The organism is Billgrantia kenyensis (assembly GCF_013697085.1).
Taxonomy (GTDB): Bacteria; Pseudomonadota; Gammaproteobacteria; order Pseudomonadales; family Halomonadaceae; genus Halomonas; species Halomonas kenyensis.
The window spans coordinates 88,199-106,387 of sequence record NZ_JACEFT010000006.1 but is presented as its reverse complement, the minus strand read 5'-3'; the positions used below and the strand labels follow the sequence as shown (position 1 = coordinate 106,387).

At 64.7% G+C, this 18,189-nt stretch carries 15 protein-coding genes and 1 tRNA gene; 14 read left to right on the top strand and 2 right to left on the bottom strand.

Annotated elements, in window-relative coordinates:
• The first annotated feature begins 8 nt into the window (after nucleotides 1-8).
• From ftsL to lpxC, 14 genes are all read left to right on the top strand, one after another.
• Nucleotides 9-335, top strand: coding sequence for a cell division protein FtsL (gene ftsL, locus H1D44_RS07620; RefSeq protein ID WP_181514245.1), 327 nt, complete (start codon nucleotides 9-11; stop codon nucleotides 333-335).
• On the top strand, nucleotides 332-2,041 hold the full coding sequence (locus H1D44_RS07615; RefSeq protein WP_181514244.1) for a peptidoglycan D,D-transpeptidase FtsI family protein: 1,710 nt from the start codon (nucleotides 332-334) through the stop codon (nucleotides 2,039-2,041). The genes ftsL and H1D44_RS07615 overlap by 4 nt, the downstream gene beginning before the upstream one ends.
• Before the next feature lie 31 nt (nucleotides 2,042-2,072).
• The gene (locus tag H1D44_RS07610; RefSeq protein ID WP_181514243.1) at nucleotides 2,073-3,581 is read left to right on the top strand and encodes a UDP-N-acetylmuramoyl-L-alanyl-D-glutamate--2,6-diaminopimelate ligase; all 1,509 of its coding nucleotides are present in this window, start codon (nucleotides 2,073-2,075) and stop codon (nucleotides 3,579-3,581) included.
• Nucleotides 3,578-4,945 carry a UDP-N-acetylmuramoyl-tripeptide--D-alanyl-D-alanine ligase gene (locus H1D44_RS07605; RefSeq protein ID WP_181514242.1) on the top strand — a complete coding sequence of 456 codons (1,368 nt, stop codon included), beginning with the start codon at nucleotides 3,578-3,580 and terminating at the stop codon, nucleotides 4,943-4,945. Before H1D44_RS07610 ends, H1D44_RS07605 begins: the two co-directional genes overlap by 4 nt.
• Nucleotides 4,946-4,954: 9 nt before the next feature.
• On the top strand, nucleotides 4,955-6,037 hold the full coding sequence (gene mraY / locus H1D44_RS07600; RefSeq protein WP_181514241.1) for a phospho-N-acetylmuramoyl-pentapeptide-transferase: 1,083 nt from the start codon (nucleotides 4,955-4,957) through the stop codon (nucleotides 6,035-6,037).
• A 36-nt stretch (nucleotides 6,038-6,073) separates the two neighbouring features.
• Nucleotides 6,074-7,456 (top strand): UDP-N-acetylmuramoyl-L-alanine--D-glutamate ligase, encoded by a 1,383-nt coding sequence (gene murD, locus H1D44_RS07595; RefSeq protein WP_181514240.1) that lies wholly within the window; start codon nucleotides 6,074-6,076, stop codon nucleotides 7,454-7,456.
• On the top strand, nucleotides 7,446-8,705 hold the full coding sequence (ftsW, locus tag H1D44_RS07590) for a putative lipid II flippase FtsW (RefSeq protein ID WP_181514239.1): 1,260 nt from the start codon (nucleotides 7,446-7,448) through the stop codon (nucleotides 8,703-8,705). The genes murD and ftsW overlap by 11 nt, the downstream gene beginning before the upstream one ends.
• A gap of 29 nt (nucleotides 8,706-8,734) precedes the next feature.
• Complete coding sequence (gene murG, locus H1D44_RS07585) at nucleotides 8,735-9,790, top strand: undecaprenyldiphospho-muramoylpentapeptide beta-N-acetylglucosaminyltransferase (protein WP_181514333.1); 1,056 nt, start codon at nucleotides 8,735-8,737, stop codon at nucleotides 9,788-9,790.
• A gap of 58 nt (nucleotides 9,791-9,848) precedes the next feature.
• The gene (gene murC, locus H1D44_RS07580; RefSeq protein WP_181514238.1) at nucleotides 9,849-11,261 is read left to right on the top strand and encodes a UDP-N-acetylmuramate--L-alanine ligase; all 1,413 of its coding nucleotides are present in this window, start codon (nucleotides 9,849-9,851) and stop codon (nucleotides 11,259-11,261) included.
• Entirely contained in the window at nucleotides 11,258-12,187 is a 930-nt protein-coding gene (locus tag H1D44_RS07575) for a D-alanine--D-alanine ligase (protein WP_181514237.1), read from the top strand. The genes murC and H1D44_RS07575 overlap by 4 nt, the downstream gene beginning before the upstream one ends.
• Nucleotides 12,184-12,906, top strand: coding sequence for a cell division protein FtsQ/DivIB (locus tag H1D44_RS07570; protein WP_181514236.1), 723 nt, complete (start codon nucleotides 12,184-12,186; stop codon nucleotides 12,904-12,906). The genes H1D44_RS07575 and H1D44_RS07570 overlap by 4 nt, the downstream gene beginning before the upstream one ends.
• A 196-nt stretch (nucleotides 12,907-13,102) precedes the next feature.
• Entirely contained in the window at nucleotides 13,103-14,386 is a 1,284-nt protein-coding gene (gene ftsA, locus H1D44_RS07565; RefSeq protein ID WP_181514235.1) for a cell division protein FtsA, read from the top strand.
• Nucleotides 14,387-14,419: 33 nt separating this feature from the next.
• The gene (gene ftsZ, locus H1D44_RS07560; RefSeq protein WP_181514234.1) at nucleotides 14,420-15,589 is read left to right on the top strand and encodes a cell division protein FtsZ; all 1,170 of its coding nucleotides are present in this window, start codon (nucleotides 14,420-14,422) and stop codon (nucleotides 15,587-15,589) included.
• Between the two features lie 111 nt (nucleotides 15,590-15,700).
• On the top strand, nucleotides 15,701-16,612 hold the full coding sequence (lpxC, locus tag H1D44_RS07555) for a UDP-3-O-acyl-N-acetylglucosamine deacetylase (protein ID WP_181514233.1): 912 nt from the start codon (nucleotides 15,701-15,703) through the stop codon (nucleotides 16,610-16,612).
• A 72-nt stretch (nucleotides 16,613-16,684) separates the two neighbouring features.
• Here lpxC and bioA read toward each other — a convergent pair whose 3' ends face one another.
• Together bioA and H1D44_RS07545 are read right to left on the bottom strand one after the other, a co-directional pair.
• Nucleotides 16,685-17,950, bottom strand: a complete 1,266-nt coding sequence (bioA, locus tag H1D44_RS07550) for an adenosylmethionine--8-amino-7-oxononanoate transaminase (RefSeq protein ID WP_181514232.1) — start codon at nucleotides 17,948-17,950, stop codon at nucleotides 16,685-16,687.
• Nucleotides 17,951-18,103: 153 nt separating this feature from the next.
• A tRNA-Leu gene (locus tag H1D44_RS07545) sits at nucleotides 18,104-18,188 on the bottom strand.
• Nucleotide 18,189 lies beyond the last annotated feature (1 nt).

Below are 18,189 nucleotides of genomic sequence, written 5' to 3'. Positions count from 1 at the left end.
GTATCGGCATGAAGCACGGACGCCTATCCCCCCGAGCACTTGCCTCCTGGAGACCTGCCAGGCCTCCCAACTGGCGCCTGTGGCTGGTCATCGGGCTGGTACTGGCCTGTCTGGCCACTGCCATGCTGGCGGTAAAGGCCAGCCACGAAACCCGCGAGCAATATGCACGACTCCAGCAGTTGGAGCGTGAGCGCGATCAGCTGCAGACCGAATGGGGGCAACTGCTGCTCGAGGAGAGCGCATGGTCGTCGCCGGCGCGTACCGAGCGCCTGGCCGTCGAGCGCCTCGACATGCGCCTGCCCCATGTCAACGAAGTCGAGGTCATCCGGCCATGAGAACCGACGTGCGTGGTGGCGTGTCGCCCCGGCGACGCCCGCCGATAGCGCCGATGGGCGGTCTTCGCTACGGCGTGGTGCTTGGGCTGGTGATACTCGGCATGCTGCTGCTGGCCGGGCGTATCGTCACCCTGCATGTCCTCGATCGGCCCTTTCTCCAGGGGCAGGGGGACGCCCGTATCCTGCGCACCGAGGCGCTCACCGCCCACCGCGGCATGATCACCGACCGCAATGGCGAGCCGCTGGCCATCTCGACCCCTGTCGTGACGCTGTGGGCCAACCCTCAGGAAGTGCCTGACGATCGCATCCAGCGCCTGATGCTGGCGCAGGCGCTGGGCATCGGCCCGGATGATCTGGATGCCAGGCTGGAGCGTTTCTCCAGCCGGGAATTCATGTACCTGCGCCGACAGCTGACCCCGGATGCCGCACAGCGAGTGCAGGCGCTGCGCGTTCCGGGTGTCTATGCCCAGCACGAGTACAAGCGATACTACCCGGCGGGCGAGGTGGTGGCACAGCTGCTGGGTGTGACCAACGTCGATGACATGGGCCAGGAAGGCGTGGAGCTCGCCTATCAGCCCTATCTGGCGGGCACTCCCGGCCAGCGCCGGGTGGTCAAGGACCGGCGTGGCCGTCTGGTACGTGACCTGGAAACCCTGCGTGAAGCCCAGCCCGGCGGCGAGCTGACGCTGGCCATCGACCAGCGGCTGCAGTACATGGCCTATCGCGAGCTGAAGGCAGCCGTCGACGAGCATGACGCCGACGGCGGCGTGGTGGTAATGATGGATGCCCGCACCGGCGAGGTGCTGGCCATGGCCAACCAGCCCTCCTACAACCCCAATAACCGTGCCGGTCTCGACCCCCGTGGGCTGCGCAATCAGGCCATTGTCGACGTCTTCGAGCCGGGCTCGGTCGTCAAGCCGCTGGCCATGGCGGCTATCATGGAAAGCGGGCGCTTCGACACCGATGTGGTGGTCGATACTTCTCCAGGCTGGATGATGCTGGACCGATTCACCATCCGCGATATTCGCAATTACGGCAAGCTCGACCTGGCCGGCATCCTCGAAAAGTCATCCAACATCGGCATGTCGAAACTGGTGCTGGAGCTGGATGAGCCGCTGATACCTGACCTCTACCGCCGGCTCGGCTTCGGTCAGAGCACCGAAACCGGCTTTCCCGGTGAGGCCGTAGGCCACCTGCCGGCGCCGGTACGCTGGTCGCGCAGCCAGTGGGCTGCGCTCTCCTACGGTTATGGTCTTTCGACTTCGGCATTGCAGTTGGCAAGCGCCTATACCGCGCTGGCCAATGGCGGCATGCGCATGCCGCCCTCCCTGCTCAAGCTCAACGAGGCACCGCAGGGCATGCCGGCCATCGAGCCACAGGTGGCTCACGAGCTGCTGCGCATCATGGAGCAGTCGGTCCAGCCCAACACCGGGGGGAGGCGCGCAGCGGTACCGGGCTATCGGGTCGCGGGCAAGACCGGTACAGTACGCAAGACCTCGGTGAGCGGCTACGAGGCGGATGCCTATCGCAGCCTGTTCGCCGGTGTTGCGCCGGTCTCCGACCCTCGCATCGTCACCATCGTCATGATCGATCATCCACGAGGTGGCGACTTCTTCGGTGGGGCCGTGGCGGCGCCTGTATTCTCGCGTGTCACCGGCAGTGCCCTGCGCTTGCTGGATGTGCCTCCGGACCAGCGTGCAAGATGACTCCTGGCTTTACCACGACAGAGGTGAATCGATGCAGGTGAGTGCTTCCCACCTACACTCGGCGCTGTCTCGCTGTTGGCTCAACCTGCCGGTGCCCGAGATTCCCGGCGACCCTCAGGTGCGCCTGGTGCTCGACAGTCGCCGGCTCGTGCCCGGCGATGTCTTTGTCGCCGTACCCGGCATCAGCGGTGATGGTCGATGCCATCTGAAGGCTGCTCTGGAAGCGGGTGCCATACAGGTGCTTTACCACCTTGGCCCGGATGAAGCTCTCCCCGAGTCGGCACGAGGAAAGCCCGTCGTGGGCCTGCCTTTCCTGCGTCAGCGCCTGGGCGAGCTGGGTAAAAGGCTCTATCAGGTGCCGGATTCGCTGGAGTTGATCGGTGTGACCGGAACCAATGGCAAGAGCTCCGTGACGCATTACATTGCCGAACTGAGCACGGCCCTGGGTCGCGAAGCCGGCCTCATCGGGACCCTGGGCGTGGGGCGGCCCGGAGTGCTCGAAGACTCGGGGCTGACGACACCGGGCCCACTGGCGTTGCAGGCAGCGCTCGGTGAGATGGCGGCAGGCGGCATTGGTCGGGTTGCGATGGAGGCGTCTTCCCACGCGCTGGAGCAGGACCGCCTCGACGGATGCCAGATCACCGCTGCCGTCTTTACCAACATCAGCCGCGACCATCTTGACTATCACGGCAGCATGGCAGCCTACGCCGCGGCCAAGGCGCGCCTTTTTCGCCGCGCCGAACTGTCCCTGGCCGTGGTCAACGCCGACGATCCGCTGGCGCGCCTGATGCTTGCCGGCCTCAGCGAGGGAGTGCGGGTGCTGGCCGTGGGCGATGATCCGGCGGCGACGCTTCGTGTCGTGGATTGGCAGCCCAGCCGCGGCGGCCAGCTGGCGCTGGTTGCCACGCCGGAGGGGGAGTACTCGCTCGAGCTCCCCCTGATGGGGCGCTTCAACCTCGACAATGTCTTGCTGGCGATCGCGACTCTCCATGGGCTGGGAGAATCCCTCGCGACGCTGTTTTCCGCCGCGGCCAGGCTGACACCGGTTCCCGGGCGCATGCAAAGAGTCGCTCACGGTGGGGGGCCGTCTGTCATCGTCGATTATGCCCACACGCCCGGGGCGCTCGAGAATGCGCTGGGGGCATTGCGACAGCACCTGCCGGGCAATGGGCGGCTGTGGTGTCTGTTTGGCTGCGGTGGGGATCGCGACAGCGGCAAGCGACCGCTGATGGGCAGCGCAGCGGAGCGCTACGCCGATCGGCTGGTGATAACCGATGACAATCCGCGCAGCGAGGATCCGGCTCGAATTCGCAGGCAGATTCATGACGGCCTTTCGGCCCACGGGCGTGAACGCAGCGAAATCATCCCGGGGCGGGGCGAAGCCATCGCCAGAACCCTTGCGCAGGCCGGGGAAGACGATGTGGTGCTGATCGCAGGCAAGGGGCATGAGACGTATCAGGAAATCGCCGGCGTGCGCCACCCCTTCAGTGACTGCGCCGAGGCAGGGGCGGCGCTGGCCCGGCGCGAGGCAGGCCAATGAGCGGCCCCGGCCTCCAGGCCCTGTCTGCCGTAGCCGAGGCGCTGGGTGTGGCGCCGCCCCAGCGCGACCTGCCGCTGGGGGACATCGTCACCGATACCCGCCGGCTCACGCCGGGCAGCCTGTTCGTCGCACTGCGCGGGGTCCGCTACGACGCCCATGACTTCGTCGCCCAGGCGCGGGAGGCCGGGGCAGCCGCCGCACTCGTCGAACGGCCCGTCGAGGATCCCTTGCCGCAGCTGGTCGTTGCCGACACTCGCCTGGCGCTGGGCCTGCTGGGGCGTGCCCGGCGTCGTACCTGGAATGGTCCGCTGGTGGCGGTCACCGGCAACAGCGGAAAGACCAGCGTCAAGGAGCTCCTGGCCCAGCTGCTGGGCCGACGTGGCAGCACCCTGGCGACCCAGGGCAATCTCAACAACGATATCGGGGCACCGCTCACCCTGCTCAGGCTCGCTGGCGAGCACAGCCAGGCCGTGGTGGAGCTGGGCGCCAACCATCTGGGCGAGATCGCCTGGACCTCGACCCTGGCTGAGCCGCAAGTGGCCATCATCACCAATGTTACCGGGGCCCACCTCGGCGAGTTCGGCGGCATGGGCCAGATTGCCCAGGCCAAGGCGGAGATCCTTCTCGGCCTCGGTGGCGATGGCGTGGCGGTACTCAATCGTGACGATGCCTATTTCTCATTTTGGGCCAGGCTCGCCGCGCCGCGGCAAGTGATGGACTTCGGCTTCAGTCAAGAGAGCCGGGTGCGTGCTACCGAGCTGGTTTGTGACGCTCGGGGGCGCTATGCTTTCACGCTTGTCGTGGATGGGCATGAAGCAGGCCGGGTCCAGCTTGCGCTGCTGGGACGACATAGCGTCGCCAATGCCCTGGCAGCAGCGGCGGGCGCGCTGGCGCTGGGGCTGGGCCACGCCGAGGTGCTGGCGGGCCTGGCGGCGGCGAAGCCGATGCCGGGACGGTTGACGCCGGTGGCAGGAATTCGCGGCTGCTGCCTGCTCGATGACACTTACAACGCCAGCCCGGGAGCGGTGAAGGCCGCGCTTGCGCTGCTGGCCGAGCTGCCCGGCCCGAGATGGTGCCTGCTGGGTGCCATGGCAGAATTGGGAGCAGATTCGGACCGGCTCCATGAAGAAGTCGGCCGCTACGCGAGGGAACTGGGGATCGACGCGCTGATGACCTGTGGTGAACCGGCAAGAGCCGCAAGCCAGGCTTTTGGTGACCGTGCGTGTCATTTCGACGATCAAGAGGCGCTATTGCGCCATGTTCTTAACCACCTGCCCAATGCAACCAGTGTCCTGGTCAAAGGCGCGCGCAGCGCCGGCATGGAAAGGGTGGTGGCGGCGCTACGAGCCGACTCACGAAGGTGAACGCATCACATGCTGCTTTTTTTGGCTAATTTCCTGGCGCAATACCAGAGCGCCTTCAACGTCTTCAACTACCTTACCCTGCGCATGATTCTGGGTACCATGACGGCCTTGCTGCTGTGCCTGTGGCTGGGGCCCTGGATGATTCGACGCCTGGTCGAGGGGCAGATCGGTCAGGCAGTGCGTGACGATGGCCCCCAGTCGCACCTGTCCAAGGCTGGTACGCCAACCATGGGAGGGGCGATGATCCTGATGGCGATAGCCGTCAGTACCCTGCTGTGGGCCGACCTGGGCAATCGCTTCGTATGGATCGTGCTGGTGGTGACGCTGGGGTTCGGGGCGATCGGCTGGGTCGATGACTACCGCAAGGTGGTCGAGAAGAACCCGCGCGGTCTCCCGGCGCGCTGGAAGTACTTCTGGCAGTCGGTCATTGGCCTGGCCACGGCCGTCGTGCTTTACATGACGGCCACCAGCCCGGTGGAAACCAGTCTGATCGTGCCCCTGTTCAAGGACATCGTGATCCCGCTGGGGGTCTTCTATGTCGTGCTTACCTACCTGGTGATCGTCGGCAGTTCCAATGCCGTCAACCTGACCGACGGCCTGGACGGGCTGGCCATCATGCCGACCGTCATGGTGGCCATGGGCCTGGCCATCTTCGCCTATGCCAGCGGCAACGCGGTGTTCGCCAACTATCTGCAGATCCCCAGCATCGCCGGTGCCGGGGAGCTCGCCGTCTTCTGCGCCACCATCGCCGGGGCCGGTCTCGGCTTCCTGTGGTTCAATACCTACCCGGCACAGGTCTTCATGGGCGACGTCGGGGCGCTGGCGCTGGGGGCGGCGCTGGGTGTCGTTGCAGTCATCGTGCGTCAGGAAATCGTGCTTTTCATCATGGGCGGCATCTTCGTGCTGGAAACCATTTCGGTGATCCTGCAGGTTGGCTCCTACAAGCTGACCGGTCGTCGCATCTTCCGCATGGCGCCGCTGCATCACCACTATGAGCTCAAGGGCTGGCCGGAGCCGCGGGTCATCGTGCGTTTCTGGATCATTACCGTGGTGCTGGTGCTGGTCGGTCTGGCAACGCTGAAGATTCGCTGACCGGGACATGCCGACCCACCCTACGAGGAGGCCGCAATGCTCAAGGTGCCCAAGGGAGCGACACTGGTCATCGGGCTCGGCGCATCGGGAAAGGCAATCTGCCGCCACCTGGCGCGAAACGGCACTGCCTTCCTGGCTGCCGATACGCGCCAGGTACCGCCGGGCGTCGACGAGTTCCGTGCCGCTTTTCCCGAGGTGACGCTTCACTGCGGCCCGCTCACGGCCCTCGACATGAGCGAGGCGGCAGAGATCGTGGTAAGCCCCGGAGTGGACTTGAACACGCCCGGCCTGGCCGAGATGAGAGGCCGTCTTCGCCCAGACGGGGCGCCGCTGATAGTGGGTGAGATAGCCCTGTTCGTACGTGCGGCCCAGGCTCCGGTCGCCGCCGTTACCGGCTCCAACGCCAAGTCCACAGTGACCACCCTGCTGGGCGATATGGCCGTGGCGGCGGGTCGGCGGGTCGCGGTGGGCGGCAACCTGGGCACCCCGGCCCTGGATCTGCTGGCCGACGTGCCGGATGTGGAGCTTTTCGTGCTCGAACTTTCCAGCTTCCAGCTCGAGACCACGCCACGGCTGGGGGCCGAGAGCGCGGCATTTCTCAACCTCTCCGAGGACCATCTCGATCGGCATGGGGACATGGCTGGGTATCGCGATGCCAAGCTGGGCATTTTCCGCGGCGCCCGGCATGCCGTGGTCAACGCCGAAGATCCCATGACCTGGCCGCCCGAGCCGCTGGCCGCGGAGGATCGCTTCACGACGCAAGAACCGCATGCGGACGAGTGGGGTATCGCCATGCATGAAGGGCGTGACTGGTTGATGCATGGCGGCTTGCCACTGCTTCCCGCCGACGAGATGGGGCTGGCGGGGCGCCACAACCAGGCCAACGCGCTGGCGGCGCTGGCCATGGGCCACCATCTCGGTTTCGCGCTCGAGGCGATGTGCGAGACGCTGCGCCGCTTCAAGGGCCTGCCGCATCGCAGCGAGCTGGTTGCCGAGCTCGATGGGGTACGCTGGATCAACGACTCCAAGGGCACCAATGTCGGCGCTACCCTGGCCGCTATCGACGGTCTTGGGCCAACTTTGGGCGGCCGCCTGGTGCTGTTGGCCGGTGGGGTGGGCAAGGGGGCGGATTTCACCCCGCTGGCCGCCCCCATGGCCCGCTATGGTCGCGAAGCCATCCTGTTCGGCACCGATGCAGAAAAGCTCGCTGCCGCCCTGCAGGAGAGCGTGGCCGTGAGCCGGGCTGCCGATCTGGAGGCTGCCATGGAGCGAGCGCGAGAGATAGCCGAGCCAGGCGACTGCGTCCTGCTGTCACCGGCCTGCGCCAGTCTCGATCAGTTTCCCAGTTATATCGCCCGCGGCGAGGCATACTGCCGGCGGGTGAAGCAGTTTGTCGAGGAGGCGAGGCATGTCGACTGAGGTCAGGCAGGCATCGAAGGGCAGGTTTGCGCGATGGCGGGGCTTGCGTGAGCGGCTCTCGACCCGGGATCAGCCATTCGATGGCTGGCTGCTGTTCTCTGCGCTGGCCCTGATCCTGATCGGCTGGGTCATGGTTACCTCGGCCTCCACCGAAGTGGCGGCAAGCCTGACCGGTAATCCGTGGTACTTCAGCCAGCGCCATGCGCTGTTCGTGCTGATGGCACTGCTGGCAGGCGTCCTGACACTGCGCTCCCCGCTTGGCTGGTGGCGCGCCAATGGACCGTTGTTGCTATTGGTGAGTATTGCGCTGCTGATCCTGGTGCTGCTGATCGGCCGTGAAGTCAACGGCAGTCGGCGCTGGCTGTCGATTCCGCTGCTGCCCTTCAACCTGCAGGTTTCCGAAGTCGTCAAGCTGTGCCTGATCGTCTACTTCGCCGGTTATCTCGAACGCTTCCTGCCCGACGTTCGCCGCACCTGGGGAGCTTTCCTGCGTCCCTTGATGGTGATGGCAGTGATCGCCGTGCTGCTGATTCTTCAGCCTGACTACGGCGCGATCGTGGTGATGACCGGCTGCATGATGGGCATGATGCTGCTGGCCGGGGCGCCCTGGGGTCGCTTCGTCTTCGTCCTGGGGGTGGTCGGGGTGCTCGGCTTCTACGTGGCCATTGCCGAACCTTATCGGCTGGCTCGCCTTACGAGCTTTTCCGACCCCTGGGCGGATCAATTTGCCAGCGGCTACCAGCTCACCCAGGCTCTGATTGCCTTTGGTCGCGGTCACTGGCTGGGCATGGGGCTGGGTAATAGCGTACAGAAGCTGTTCTACCTGCCCGAGGCGCATACCGATTTCGTTTTCGCCGTGCTGGCCGAGGAGCTCGGCCTGTTCGGGGCGATCGGCGTGGTGGGCCTTTTCGCCTTGCTCATCTGGCGAGCCCTGGCGGTGGGGCGGCGTGCGGAGCTGGCGGGGCTGGCTTTTGCGGCCTATGTCAGTTACGGCATTGCCATGGTGATCGGCGCCCAGGCGTTCATCAATATCGCCGTGAGTACCGGAATGCTGCCCACCAAAGGGCTGACCTTGCCTCTGCTCAGCTATGGAGGCTCCAGCCTGCTGATCAGTGCCATGATGATTGCGTTGCTGGTACGCACCGACATCGACACCCGCCGGGTTCAGCGACGTGCGAGCCCGAGTGCACCCAAGCAGCGCCAGACACGGCGCGAGCCTCAGCCCACCGTCGAGGGAGTCATGAAGTGACGCAGCCAGGAGTACGGCGTGTATTGATCATGGCCGGGGGAACCGGCGGGCATGTCATCCCGGCGCTCTCGCTGGCCAGGGGGCTGCAGGCCGAGGCGCTGGAGGTACACTGGCTGGGCAGTCCTCACGGCATCGAGAACCGCCTGGTGCCGGCGGCAGACCTGCCGCTTCACCACATCTCCGTTGCCGGCCTGCGCGGCAACGGCATGAGCGGCTGGCTGATGGCGCCGTTCAACTTGACCCGCGCGGTATGGCAGGCGGGGCGTATCATTCGTCAGCTCGACCCCGTGCTGGTGGTGGGGCTGGGTGGTTTTGCCAGCGGTCCCGGCGGCCTTGCGGCATGGCTGCTGCGTCGCCCGCTGGTGATCCATGAGCAGAATGCCGTGGCAGGCTTGACCAATCGTGCCCTGGCGAGGCTCGCTCGGCGCGTCTATGCCGCCTTTCCCCAGGCCTTCGGCAAACGGGGAGGGGTGGTCGGCAATCCGGTTCGGCCAGAGATTGCAGCGCTGGGTGACGTGCCGCGAGAAGCCGGGGCGATGCAGGGCCGCCGCCTGCGCTTGCTGGTCGTGGGAGGTTCGCTGGGAGCGCTGCCGCTCAACCAGCGTCTTCCCGAAGCGCTGGCGCTGTTACCTGAGGCCAGCCGGCCCGAAGTGCGGCATCAGGCCGGGCGCGACAAGGACCAGGCCACCCGCGAAGCATATTCGGCGCAGGGCGTCGAGGCCGATGTCAGCGCATTCATCGATGACATGGCAACAGCTTACGACTGGGCCGACCTGGTCGTCTGTCGGGCAGGCGCCTTGACCGTCTCCGAGGTCGCCGCGGCAGCCAAGCCCGCACTGTTCGTTCCCCTGCCTCATGCGGTGGACGACCACCAGACCGCCAATGCCCGCGCCCTGGTAGCAGCAGGCGCCGCGCAGCTGATGCCGCAGCACGACATGACTGCAGCGACGCTGGCCGAAAGCCTGGCGACGCTGCTCGATCCCGACACTCTCGCCACCATGGCGCGTCAGGCACGCCGCTGCGCGCACCTCGATGCCGTCGAGCAGTTGGTGGCCGGTTGCATGGAGACAGCTCTTGAGCGATAGCACCTTGAGACCGGTACCCGGTCAGGCCACGTTACCCCGCCATGGGCGAGGCTTGGGCATGCGCCGCATTCGACACATTCATTTCGTTGGCATCGGCGGCGCCGGTATGTGCGGCATTGCCGAGGTGCTGGCCAACCAGGGTTATCGGGTCAGCGGCAGTGACCTGAAAGTCTCGGCGGTGGTGACACGCCTGCGCGAGCACGGCATCCGCGTGGCCATCGGGCATGCCGAGGAGAACGTAGCGGGCGCCGATGTGGTGGTGGTATCCACCGCCGTGGATGCTGCCAACCCCGAGATCCGCTGGGCCCAGGAGCACCGCGTGCCGGTAGTGCGCCGGGCCGAGATGCTGGCCGAGCTGATGCGCTTCCGCCACGGCATTGCAGTGGCCGGCACTCATGGCAAGACCACCACGACCAGCCTCACGGCGACCCTGCTGGCCGAAGGTAGGCTCGATCCGACCTTCGTCATCGGCGGTAAGCTCACCAGCGCCGGCACCAATGCCCGCTTGGGCGAGGGCGACTATCTGGTGGCGGAGGCCGACGAGTCCGATGCCTCGTTCCTGCACCTCCAGCCCATGGTCTCGATCGTGACCAATATCGATGCCGATCACATGAGCACCTATGGCGGTGACTTCGAGCGGCTCAAGGGCACCTTCATCGAGTTCCTGCATAACCTGCCGTTCTACGGCCTCGCCATCCTTTGCATCGATGACGAGCATGTACGCGGCCTGCTGGATCGCGTGCATCGTCAGTTCGTCACCTACGGCTTCAGTGAGGACGCCGACTATCGACTCGTCGACTTCTCCCAGGAGGCCGGCGAGATCCGCTTCACCGCGCTTCGCCCCGACGGGCTGGCGCCGCTGGAGGTGCGCCTGGCGATGCCGGGACGTCACAATGCCCTGAATGCCCTGGCGGCCATCGCCGTGGCCACCGATGCCGGCGTCGACGATGCTGCAATCCTGCGCGGCCTGGCCGGCTTTGCCGGAGTGGGGCGTCGCTTCCAGGTGCATGGTCATTTCGCCCCGCCCAGCGGTAGCGGTGAGGTCATGCTGGTGGATGACTACGGCCACCACCCCCGAGAAGTCGAGATGGTGATCAAGGCGGTGCGCGCCGGCTGGCCTCAGCGTCGGCTGGTGATGGTCTACCAGCCGCACCGCTACACACGGACACGCGACCTCTACGAAGACTTCGTTCGTGTCCTCGGTGGCGTCGACGTGCTGCTGCTGCTCGATGTCTACAGCGCCGGGGAAGCCCCGATCCCCGGCGCCGACGGCAAGACCCTGGCGGGCTCGATCCGCCAGCGTGGCAACCTCGATCCGATCTTCGTGCAGGGCAAGGCTGAACTCCCCGCGCTGTTGGCAAAAGTGGTGCGCGACGATGACATCCTGATCACTCAGGGGGCAGGGGACGTGGGCGGTATCGCTCAACGCCTGGCCGAGAGCCGGCTGAATCTAGACAAGGTGGAGCTATGACGCAGGTGCAGGACTTCGGCCGGGTCGCGGTGTTGTACGGCGGCAACTCCGCCGAGCGTGACGTCTCACTCAAGAGCGGGGCGGCGGTACTGGCGGCGCTGGAGCGCAGCGGCGTCGATGTCACCGGCTATGATCCCGCCGATGGTGGTCTGGTCGGGCTCGAGGCGCTGGCCCCCGATCGCGTCTTCATCGCCCTGCATGGCCGGGGTGGGGAGGACGGCACCCTTCAGGGAGCGCTGGAGCTGCTCGGCATTCCTTATACCGGAAGCGGCGTGCTGGCTTCGGCACTGGGCATGGACAAACAGCGCACCAAGCTGGTGTGGCAGGCCCTGGGACTGCCCACGCCCGAGTCGCTGATGCTGTCGTCCGACACCGACTGGGACGATATCGTAGTGCAGCTGGGTTTACCGCTGATCGTCAAGCCGGTTCACGAGGGCTCGACCCTGGGCATCACTATCGTCGACAGCCGGGAGACCCTGGAAGCCGCCTACCGAGAAGCGGCGCGCTTCGATGCACGCGTCATGGCCGAGCGATTCATCCAGGGCGAGGAGTACACCGTTGCCCTGCTGGGAGATCGCGTGCTGCCCGCCATTCGTGTCGAGGTGCCCAGCGGCTTTTACGACTACGAGGCCAAGTACCTTTCCAACGACACGCGTTACCACCTGCCGTGCGGCCTCGATGGCGGGCAGGAAACCCTGCTTGGTGAGCTTTGCCGGCAGGCATTCGAGGCGGTCGGAGGCGAAGGTTGGGGGCGCGTCGACGTGATGCAGGACGCTGAAGGCCGGTTCTGGCTGATCGAGGTCAATACCTCGCCGGGCATGACCGACCACAGCCTGGTGCCCCAGGCGGCGGCTCATGCCGGGATCGGCTTCGATGAGCTGGTGCTGCAGATCCTGCGTGGCACCCTGGAGTCACGCCAGGCATGAGTACCCGTGGCTCGACCCTTGGGGTGCTGCTGCTGCTGATCCTGCTGGGTGCGGGAGGCCGCGCCCTGTGGACCTGGCTCGACCGCCCCATCGAGCGGGTGGCGATTCGCGGTGAGTTGCAGCATGTCAGTGCCGATTACTTGCGTGGCCAGCTGGCCCCGCTGCTGCAGGGGCAGACCTGGCTCTCGGCCGACCTGCCTGCACTGCGTCGTGCGGCTCGCGATATCGACTGGCTGGCAGAGGTCAGCCTGTCGCGCGAGTGGCCGTATGCGCTGGTGTTCGAGCTGGTCGAACAGCAGCCGGTGGCTCGCTGGAACGACGACTACCTGCTCAATCCCGAGGGTGAGCCGTTTGCCTTTGCTCCCATCGAGCCGCCCGAAGGTCTGCCCGATCTGGCCGGCCCGGTAGGTAGCGGTGCCGAAGTGTTGGATTACCACCGCAGACTGAGCTCGCGATTCGAGCCGCTGGGGCTCAGTATCACGCAGCTGAGGCTGGAACCTCGGGGGGCCTGGCGCCTGCAGCTCGACGACGGTGTGTGGGTGATGCTGGGGCGCAGCGATCGCGAGGCGCGGCTGGCCAGGCTGGCGGCGGCATGGGAGCGACAGCTAGGGCCCCAGGCTACGCATATTCGCTATATCGACCTGCGCTATCCCAACGGCGTGGCCGTGGCCTGGCATGGTGAAACCGAGGTTCAGGAGGAGGAAGATGGTACGGGCTGATACCATTTTTCACCAACTTGGCCCCTCGAGCCACCGCTGCGGTGTTTTCTTTGTCGTCAATAACCCGTATCGTGAGCCAGGCTTTTTCGTAATTGACTGGTGGTTTAACGCCAGTTGTTTCTATAATGGGCGCAATGACCATTTATCAGAATAATGGTATACCCAGCGGGTAAAGTTTCAGGAGACACTCCGGCGCATGGCAGTCACTTCCAACGCATCCAATATGGTAGTCGGGCTGGATATCGGAACATCCAAGGTAGTGGCCATCGTTGGACAGCCTACCGATGACGGCGGTATCGAGATCGCCGGTATTGGATCCCACCCTTCACGGGGCATGAAGAAGGGCGTGGTCATCAACATCGAGTCGACGGTCCAGTCGATACAACGAGCGGTGGAAGAGGCCGAGTTGATGGCCGGATGCGATATCCATTCGGTGTATGTGGGCGTGGCGGGCAGTCATATCAGTTCGATGAATTCGGATGGTGTGGTCGCAATCAAGGAGCGCGAAGTGATGCCTACCGATATCGATCGGGTCATCGATTCGGCTCGGGCACGTGCCATCTCCGAAGGGCAACGCGTGCTGCATGTCCTTCCTCAGGAATTTGCCATCGACACCCAGGGCGGCATTCGCGAGCCCCTCGGTATGTCGGGTGTCCGCCTCGAAGCGCGGGTTCATCTCGTGACGGCGGCGCTCAATGCGGTACAGAATATCGACAAGTGCGTGCGCCGTTGCGGCCTGGAAGTCGATGCCATCATTCTCGAGCAGCTTGCCTCCAGCATGGCGGTGTTGACCGAGGATGAGCGCGAACTCGGCGTTTGCATGGTGGATATTGGCGGTGGCACCACCGATATCGCCGTTTTTACCGAAGGCGCCATCCGGCACACGGCAGTAATTCCCATCGCCGGCGATCAGGTGACCAATGACATCGCCATGGCGCTGCGTACACCGACCCAGTATGCCGAGGAAATCAAGGTCAAGTACGCCTGCGCCCTGACCCAGTTGGCCGCAAGCGATGAAATGATCAAGGTACCCAGCGTCGGTGATCGGCCTGCTCGCGACCTGTCGCGCCAGGCGCTTGCCGAGGTGGTCGAGCCGCGCTACGAGGAGCTGTTCACCCTGATCCGCGATGAGTTGCGGCGTAGCGGCTACGAGGATCTGGTGGCAGCAGGCGTGGTTCTCACGGGTGGCACGTCGCGCATGGAAGGTGTCGTCGAGCTGGCCGAGGAGATCTTCCACATGCCGGTGCGCATCGCCTGCCCTCACAATGTGCGTGGACTCTCGGATGTCGTGCGCAACCCGATTTATTCCACCGGTGTAGGTTTGTTACATTACGCCCTTCAGGAGGCCCGCCATGGGCACGGTCGCGAGGGCAGGGTGGTGGCAGCACCTCCCAGGCGTGATGACGTCTCCCAGCGCGGAGGATGGGAAGGGATTCCGGCGCTGGCAAAACTCAAGGGCTGGTTGAAAGGAAATTTCTGACAGGGCCGCGGCGCGGTCCAGGAGACGGGGCTTATGTTCGAACTCGTAGATAGCGCACCCTCGAGCAGTGCGGTCATCAAGGTCGTCGGCGTAGGTGGCGGCGGTGGTAACGCTGTCAACCACATGGTCGAGAGCAACATCGAAGGCGTCGAGTTCATCTGTGCCAATACGGATGCCCAGGCGCTCAAGCGTGTGGCTGCCAAGACCGTGCTGCAACTCGGCAACGAAATCACCAAGGGCCTTGGCGCCGGCGCCAACCCCGATGTGGGTCGCCAGGCGGCCATGGAGGATCGCGAGCGCATCGCCGAGCTGATCAGTGGGGCCGACATGGTCTTCATCACCGCCGGCATGGGCGGCGGTACCGGGACCGGCGGCGCGCCCGTCGTGGCCCAGGTGGCCAAGGAGCTGGGCATCCTCACTGTCGCCGTGGTCACGCGGCCGTTCCCCTTCGAGGGGCCGAAGCGCATGCGCGTGGCCGAGGAGGGCATGAAGGAGCTCTCCGAGCACGTCGACTCCCTGATCACCATCCCCAACGAGAAGCTGCTCTCGGTGCTGGGCAAGAACGCCAGCCTGCTGACTGCCTTCAGTGCAGCCAATGACGTGCTGCTGGGTGCGGTTCAGGGCATCGCCGAACTGATCACCAGTCCCGGCATCATCAACGTCGACTTTGCTGACGTGCGCACCGTCATGTCCGAGATGGGCATGGCAATGATGGGTACCGGCGGCGCCACCGGCGAGAATCGCGCCCGGGAAGCTGCCGAGAAGGCCATTCGCAGTCCGCTGCTGGAGGATATCGACCTTCACGGCGCACGCGGCATCCTGGTCAATATCACGGCCGGTCCGGACCTCTCGATTGGCGAGTTCAACGATGTCGGCGCGACGGTCCAGGAGTTCGCCTCTCAGGACGCCACCATCGTCGTAGGCACGTCCATCGACATGGACTTGACCGATGAGCTGCGTGTCACGGTCGTGGCAGCCGGCCTCGAAGGGCGCCAGGTCAAGGCCGCGGGTCGCGAGAACGCCAAGCGTAACGAAGGCAGCGAATATCGTCAGCGTCCCCAGCCGGCCATGCGCCAGCAGAGCGCGGTGGCGAAGACCGAGCCCCAGGAGGCTGTCAAACCGCAGCCGGAGAAGCGTCGTTCTCCTCAGGAGCTGGATGATTATCTTGATATCCCGGCCTTCCTGCGCCGACAAGCTGATTGATAAAAGCTATCACACGCTCAGGCGGGGCCAGGAGATGTTTTTTTGTTGAAACACTCGTTCGGTGTTATAGTGAACGGTGTTTGATAACTTACAACGGCCTGGCTACTGCCCATGATCAGACAACGCACCCTGCAAAATACCATCCGCGCCACCGGCGTTGGCCTTCATTCCGGCAAGAAGGTCTACCTGACCTTGCGTCCGGCCCCGGTGAACACCGGTATCGTCTTCGTGCGTACGGACCTGGAGCCTGAGGTTCAGATTCCGGCCAGTGCGAGCCTGGTCACCGACACGACCCTCTGCACCGCGCTGACCCGGGACGATGTCAAGGTCGCCACCGTGGAACACCTCATGTCCGCACTGGCTGGCCTGGGCATCGACAATGCCTATGTCGATATCAGCGCGCCTGAAGTGCCGATCATGGATGGCAGTGCCGGTCCCTTTGTCTTCTTGATTCAGTCGGCGGGGATTGCCGAGCAGGATGCGCCCAAGAAATTCATCCGCATCAAGCGTGAAGTGTCGATAAAAGAGGATGGCAAGGAAGCACACTTCCTGCCACACCAGGGCTTCAAGGTGTCGTTTTCCATCGAGTTCGACCACCCCGTCTTCGAGGATCAGAAGCAGACCGCCGTAGTGGATTTTTCCACCACCTCCTTCGTCAAGGAGGTGTCCCGCGCCAGGACTTTTGGCTTCATGCGCGATCTTGAATACCTGCGAGCCAATAATCTGGCCTTGGGCGGGAGCCTCGACAATGCCATCGTCGTTGACGAGTATCGTATCGTCAACGAAGGTGGGCTCCGCTACGACGACGAGTTCGTCAAGCACAAGGTGCTGGACGCCATTGGCGACCTCTACTTGCTGGGCTATAGCCTCATCGGCGAGTTCCGCGGGGTGAAGTCCGGACACGCGCTGAACAACCAGCTGTGCCGGGCACTGCTGGCGCAGCCCGATGCTTACGAAATCGTCACCTTCGAAAAAGAGCGCGAGCTGGCGCCCATTTCCTACGCCCAGCCGGCCATGGCCTGACGGTCTGGGGCGGCTGGCCGCCCGCAAGGACTTTCCTCTGAAATGCCACCCCTCCAAGGGGTGGCATTTTTGTCACTTGAACCAGGCTTTCATGACCCGAGCGATACGGGCCATGTCCTCCTGGGGCGTGATATAGGCCGGCATGGTGTAGAGCCAGCGGCCGAAGGGGCGTAGCCATACCCCTTGTTTACGGGCGAAATCCGCCACTCCCTTGAGCGCACCGGTATCGGCTACCTCGATCACGGCGGTGGCTCCCAGCACGCGTGCGTCTGATACCTGGGGGTGCTGGCGCAAGCTGGCATCTTCCAGCAGTTCCTCGCGCAGCACCCGGTTGAGCCCGTCGATCTTCTCCAGATAATTCTCCTCCTCGAAGACAGCGAGGCTTTCGAGTGCCACACGACATGCCAGCGGGTTGCCCATGAAGGTGGGGCCGTGCATGAAGGCGTGAAGAGGCGTGTCACCGATGAAGGCGGCGTGGACCCGGTCGGTAGCCAGTGTCGCCGCATGGCCCAGGTAGCCGCCGGTCAGCCCCTTGGAGAGCACCATGATGTCGGGTGTAACATCGGCATGGTCGGCGGCGAACAGCTTGCCGGTACGGCCGAAGCCGGTGGCAATCTCGTCGAACACCAGCAGTACGTCGAACTCGTCGCACAGTGCCCTTGCGCCGGCCAGGTAGTGCGGCGAAGTCATGTTCAGCCCGCCCGCGGCCTGCAGCAGCGGCTCCATCAGCAGGGCCGCTATCTCCCCATGATGCTGCTCGAGCACGGCGCGCAAAGCAGCGAGATCCGCTTCCACCTCATTGGGAGCGGCATCATGGGCAGCCGAAGGTGTCGGGGCGAAGTGATGACGGGGAAGAAAGCCGGAGAACAGGCTGTGCATGCCCTCCTCAGGGTCGCATACCGCCATGCAGCCGCTGGTGTCGCCATGGTAGGCCTTCATCAGCGAGAGCATGCGGTATTTCTCGGGTTTGCCTTGCAGGTAGTGATACTGCACCGCCATCTTCATGGCGACTTCCATACCAACCGAGCCGCTGTCGGAGAAGAAAACGTGCTCCAGCCCCGGCGGGGTCACCCGGACCAGCTCGCGCGCCAGCCGGTCGGCAGGCTCGTGGGTGAGTCCGCCCAGCATCACGTGGCACAGGCTGTCGGCCTGCTCCTTGATGGCTGCCACCAGCCGGGGATGCCCGTAGCCGTGGATCATGCACCACCACGAGCAGGTGGCATCGAGCAGGGTTTCTCCTCCCTCCAGCGTGAAGCGCGGGCCTTCGCCGCCGATCACCTTGGGAGCGGCCGTCTGAGTGAGTAGATGGGCATAGGGATGCCACACGGGAGATGCCATCAAGCCTCCAGGTAATGCACAAGAGATGGGGCAGAACGAAAGCGGGCGAGAGTGAGCCGCACGCGGCCACAGCGGCGGCGGAGCGCAGTCTTGATCAGCCGCGCAGATAGGGGTAGTGAGAGTGTCGCGAGGCTCGGCGAAGGCGAGCCGCGATGGTGCGGATGGGGAGACTTGAACTCCCACGCCCGAAGGCACCAGAACCTAAATCTGGCGTGTCTACCAATTCCACCACATCCGCA

Bases quoted from the DNA above. Each gene is read 5' to 3' on its own strand.
- ftsL (WP_181514245.1), top strand. From the start codon at position 9: ATGAAGCACGGACGCCTATCCCCCCGAGCACTTGCCTCCTGGAGACCT.
- H1D44_RS07615 (WP_181514244.1), top strand. From the start codon at position 332: ATGAGAACCGACGTGCGTGGTGGCGTGTCGCCCCGGCGACGCCCGCCG.
- H1D44_RS07610 (WP_181514243.1), top strand. From the start codon at position 2,073: ATGCAGGTGAGTGCTTCCCACCTACACTCGGCGCTGTCTCGCTGTTGG.
- H1D44_RS07605 (WP_181514242.1), top strand. From the start codon at position 3,578: ATGAGCGGCCCCGGCCTCCAGGCCCTGTCTGCCGTAGCCGAGGCGCTG.
- mraY (WP_181514241.1), top strand. From the start codon at position 4,955: ATGCTGCTTTTTTTGGCTAATTTCCTGGCGCAATACCAGAGCGCCTTC.
- murD (WP_181514240.1), top strand. From the start codon at position 6,074: ATGCTCAAGGTGCCCAAGGGAGCGACACTGGTCATCGGGCTCGGCGCA.
- ftsW (WP_181514239.1), top strand. From the start codon at position 7,446: ATGTCGACTGAGGTCAGGCAGGCATCGAAGGGCAGGTTTGCGCGATGG.
- murG (WP_181514333.1), top strand. From the start codon at position 8,735: ATGGCCGGGGGAACCGGCGGGCATGTCATCCCGGCGCTCTCGCTGGCC.
- murC (WP_181514238.1), top strand. From the start codon at position 9,849: ATGCGCCGCATTCGACACATTCATTTCGTTGGCATCGGCGGCGCCGGT.
- H1D44_RS07575 (WP_181514237.1), top strand. From the start codon at position 11,258: ATGACGCAGGTGCAGGACTTCGGCCGGGTCGCGGTGTTGTACGGCGGC.
- H1D44_RS07570 (WP_181514236.1), top strand. From the start codon at position 12,184: ATGAGTACCCGTGGCTCGACCCTTGGGGTGCTGCTGCTGCTGATCCTG.
- ftsA (WP_181514235.1), top strand. From the start codon at position 13,103: ATGGCAGTCACTTCCAACGCATCCAATATGGTAGTCGGGCTGGATATC.
- ftsZ (WP_181514234.1), top strand. From the start codon at position 14,420: ATGTTCGAACTCGTAGATAGCGCACCCTCGAGCAGTGCGGTCATCAAG.
- lpxC (WP_181514233.1), top strand. From the start codon at position 15,701: ATGATCAGACAACGCACCCTGCAAAATACCATCCGCGCCACCGGCGTT.
- bioA (WP_181514232.1), bottom strand. From the start codon at position 17,950: ATGGCATCTCCCGTGTGGCATCCCTATGCCCATCTACTCACTCAGACG.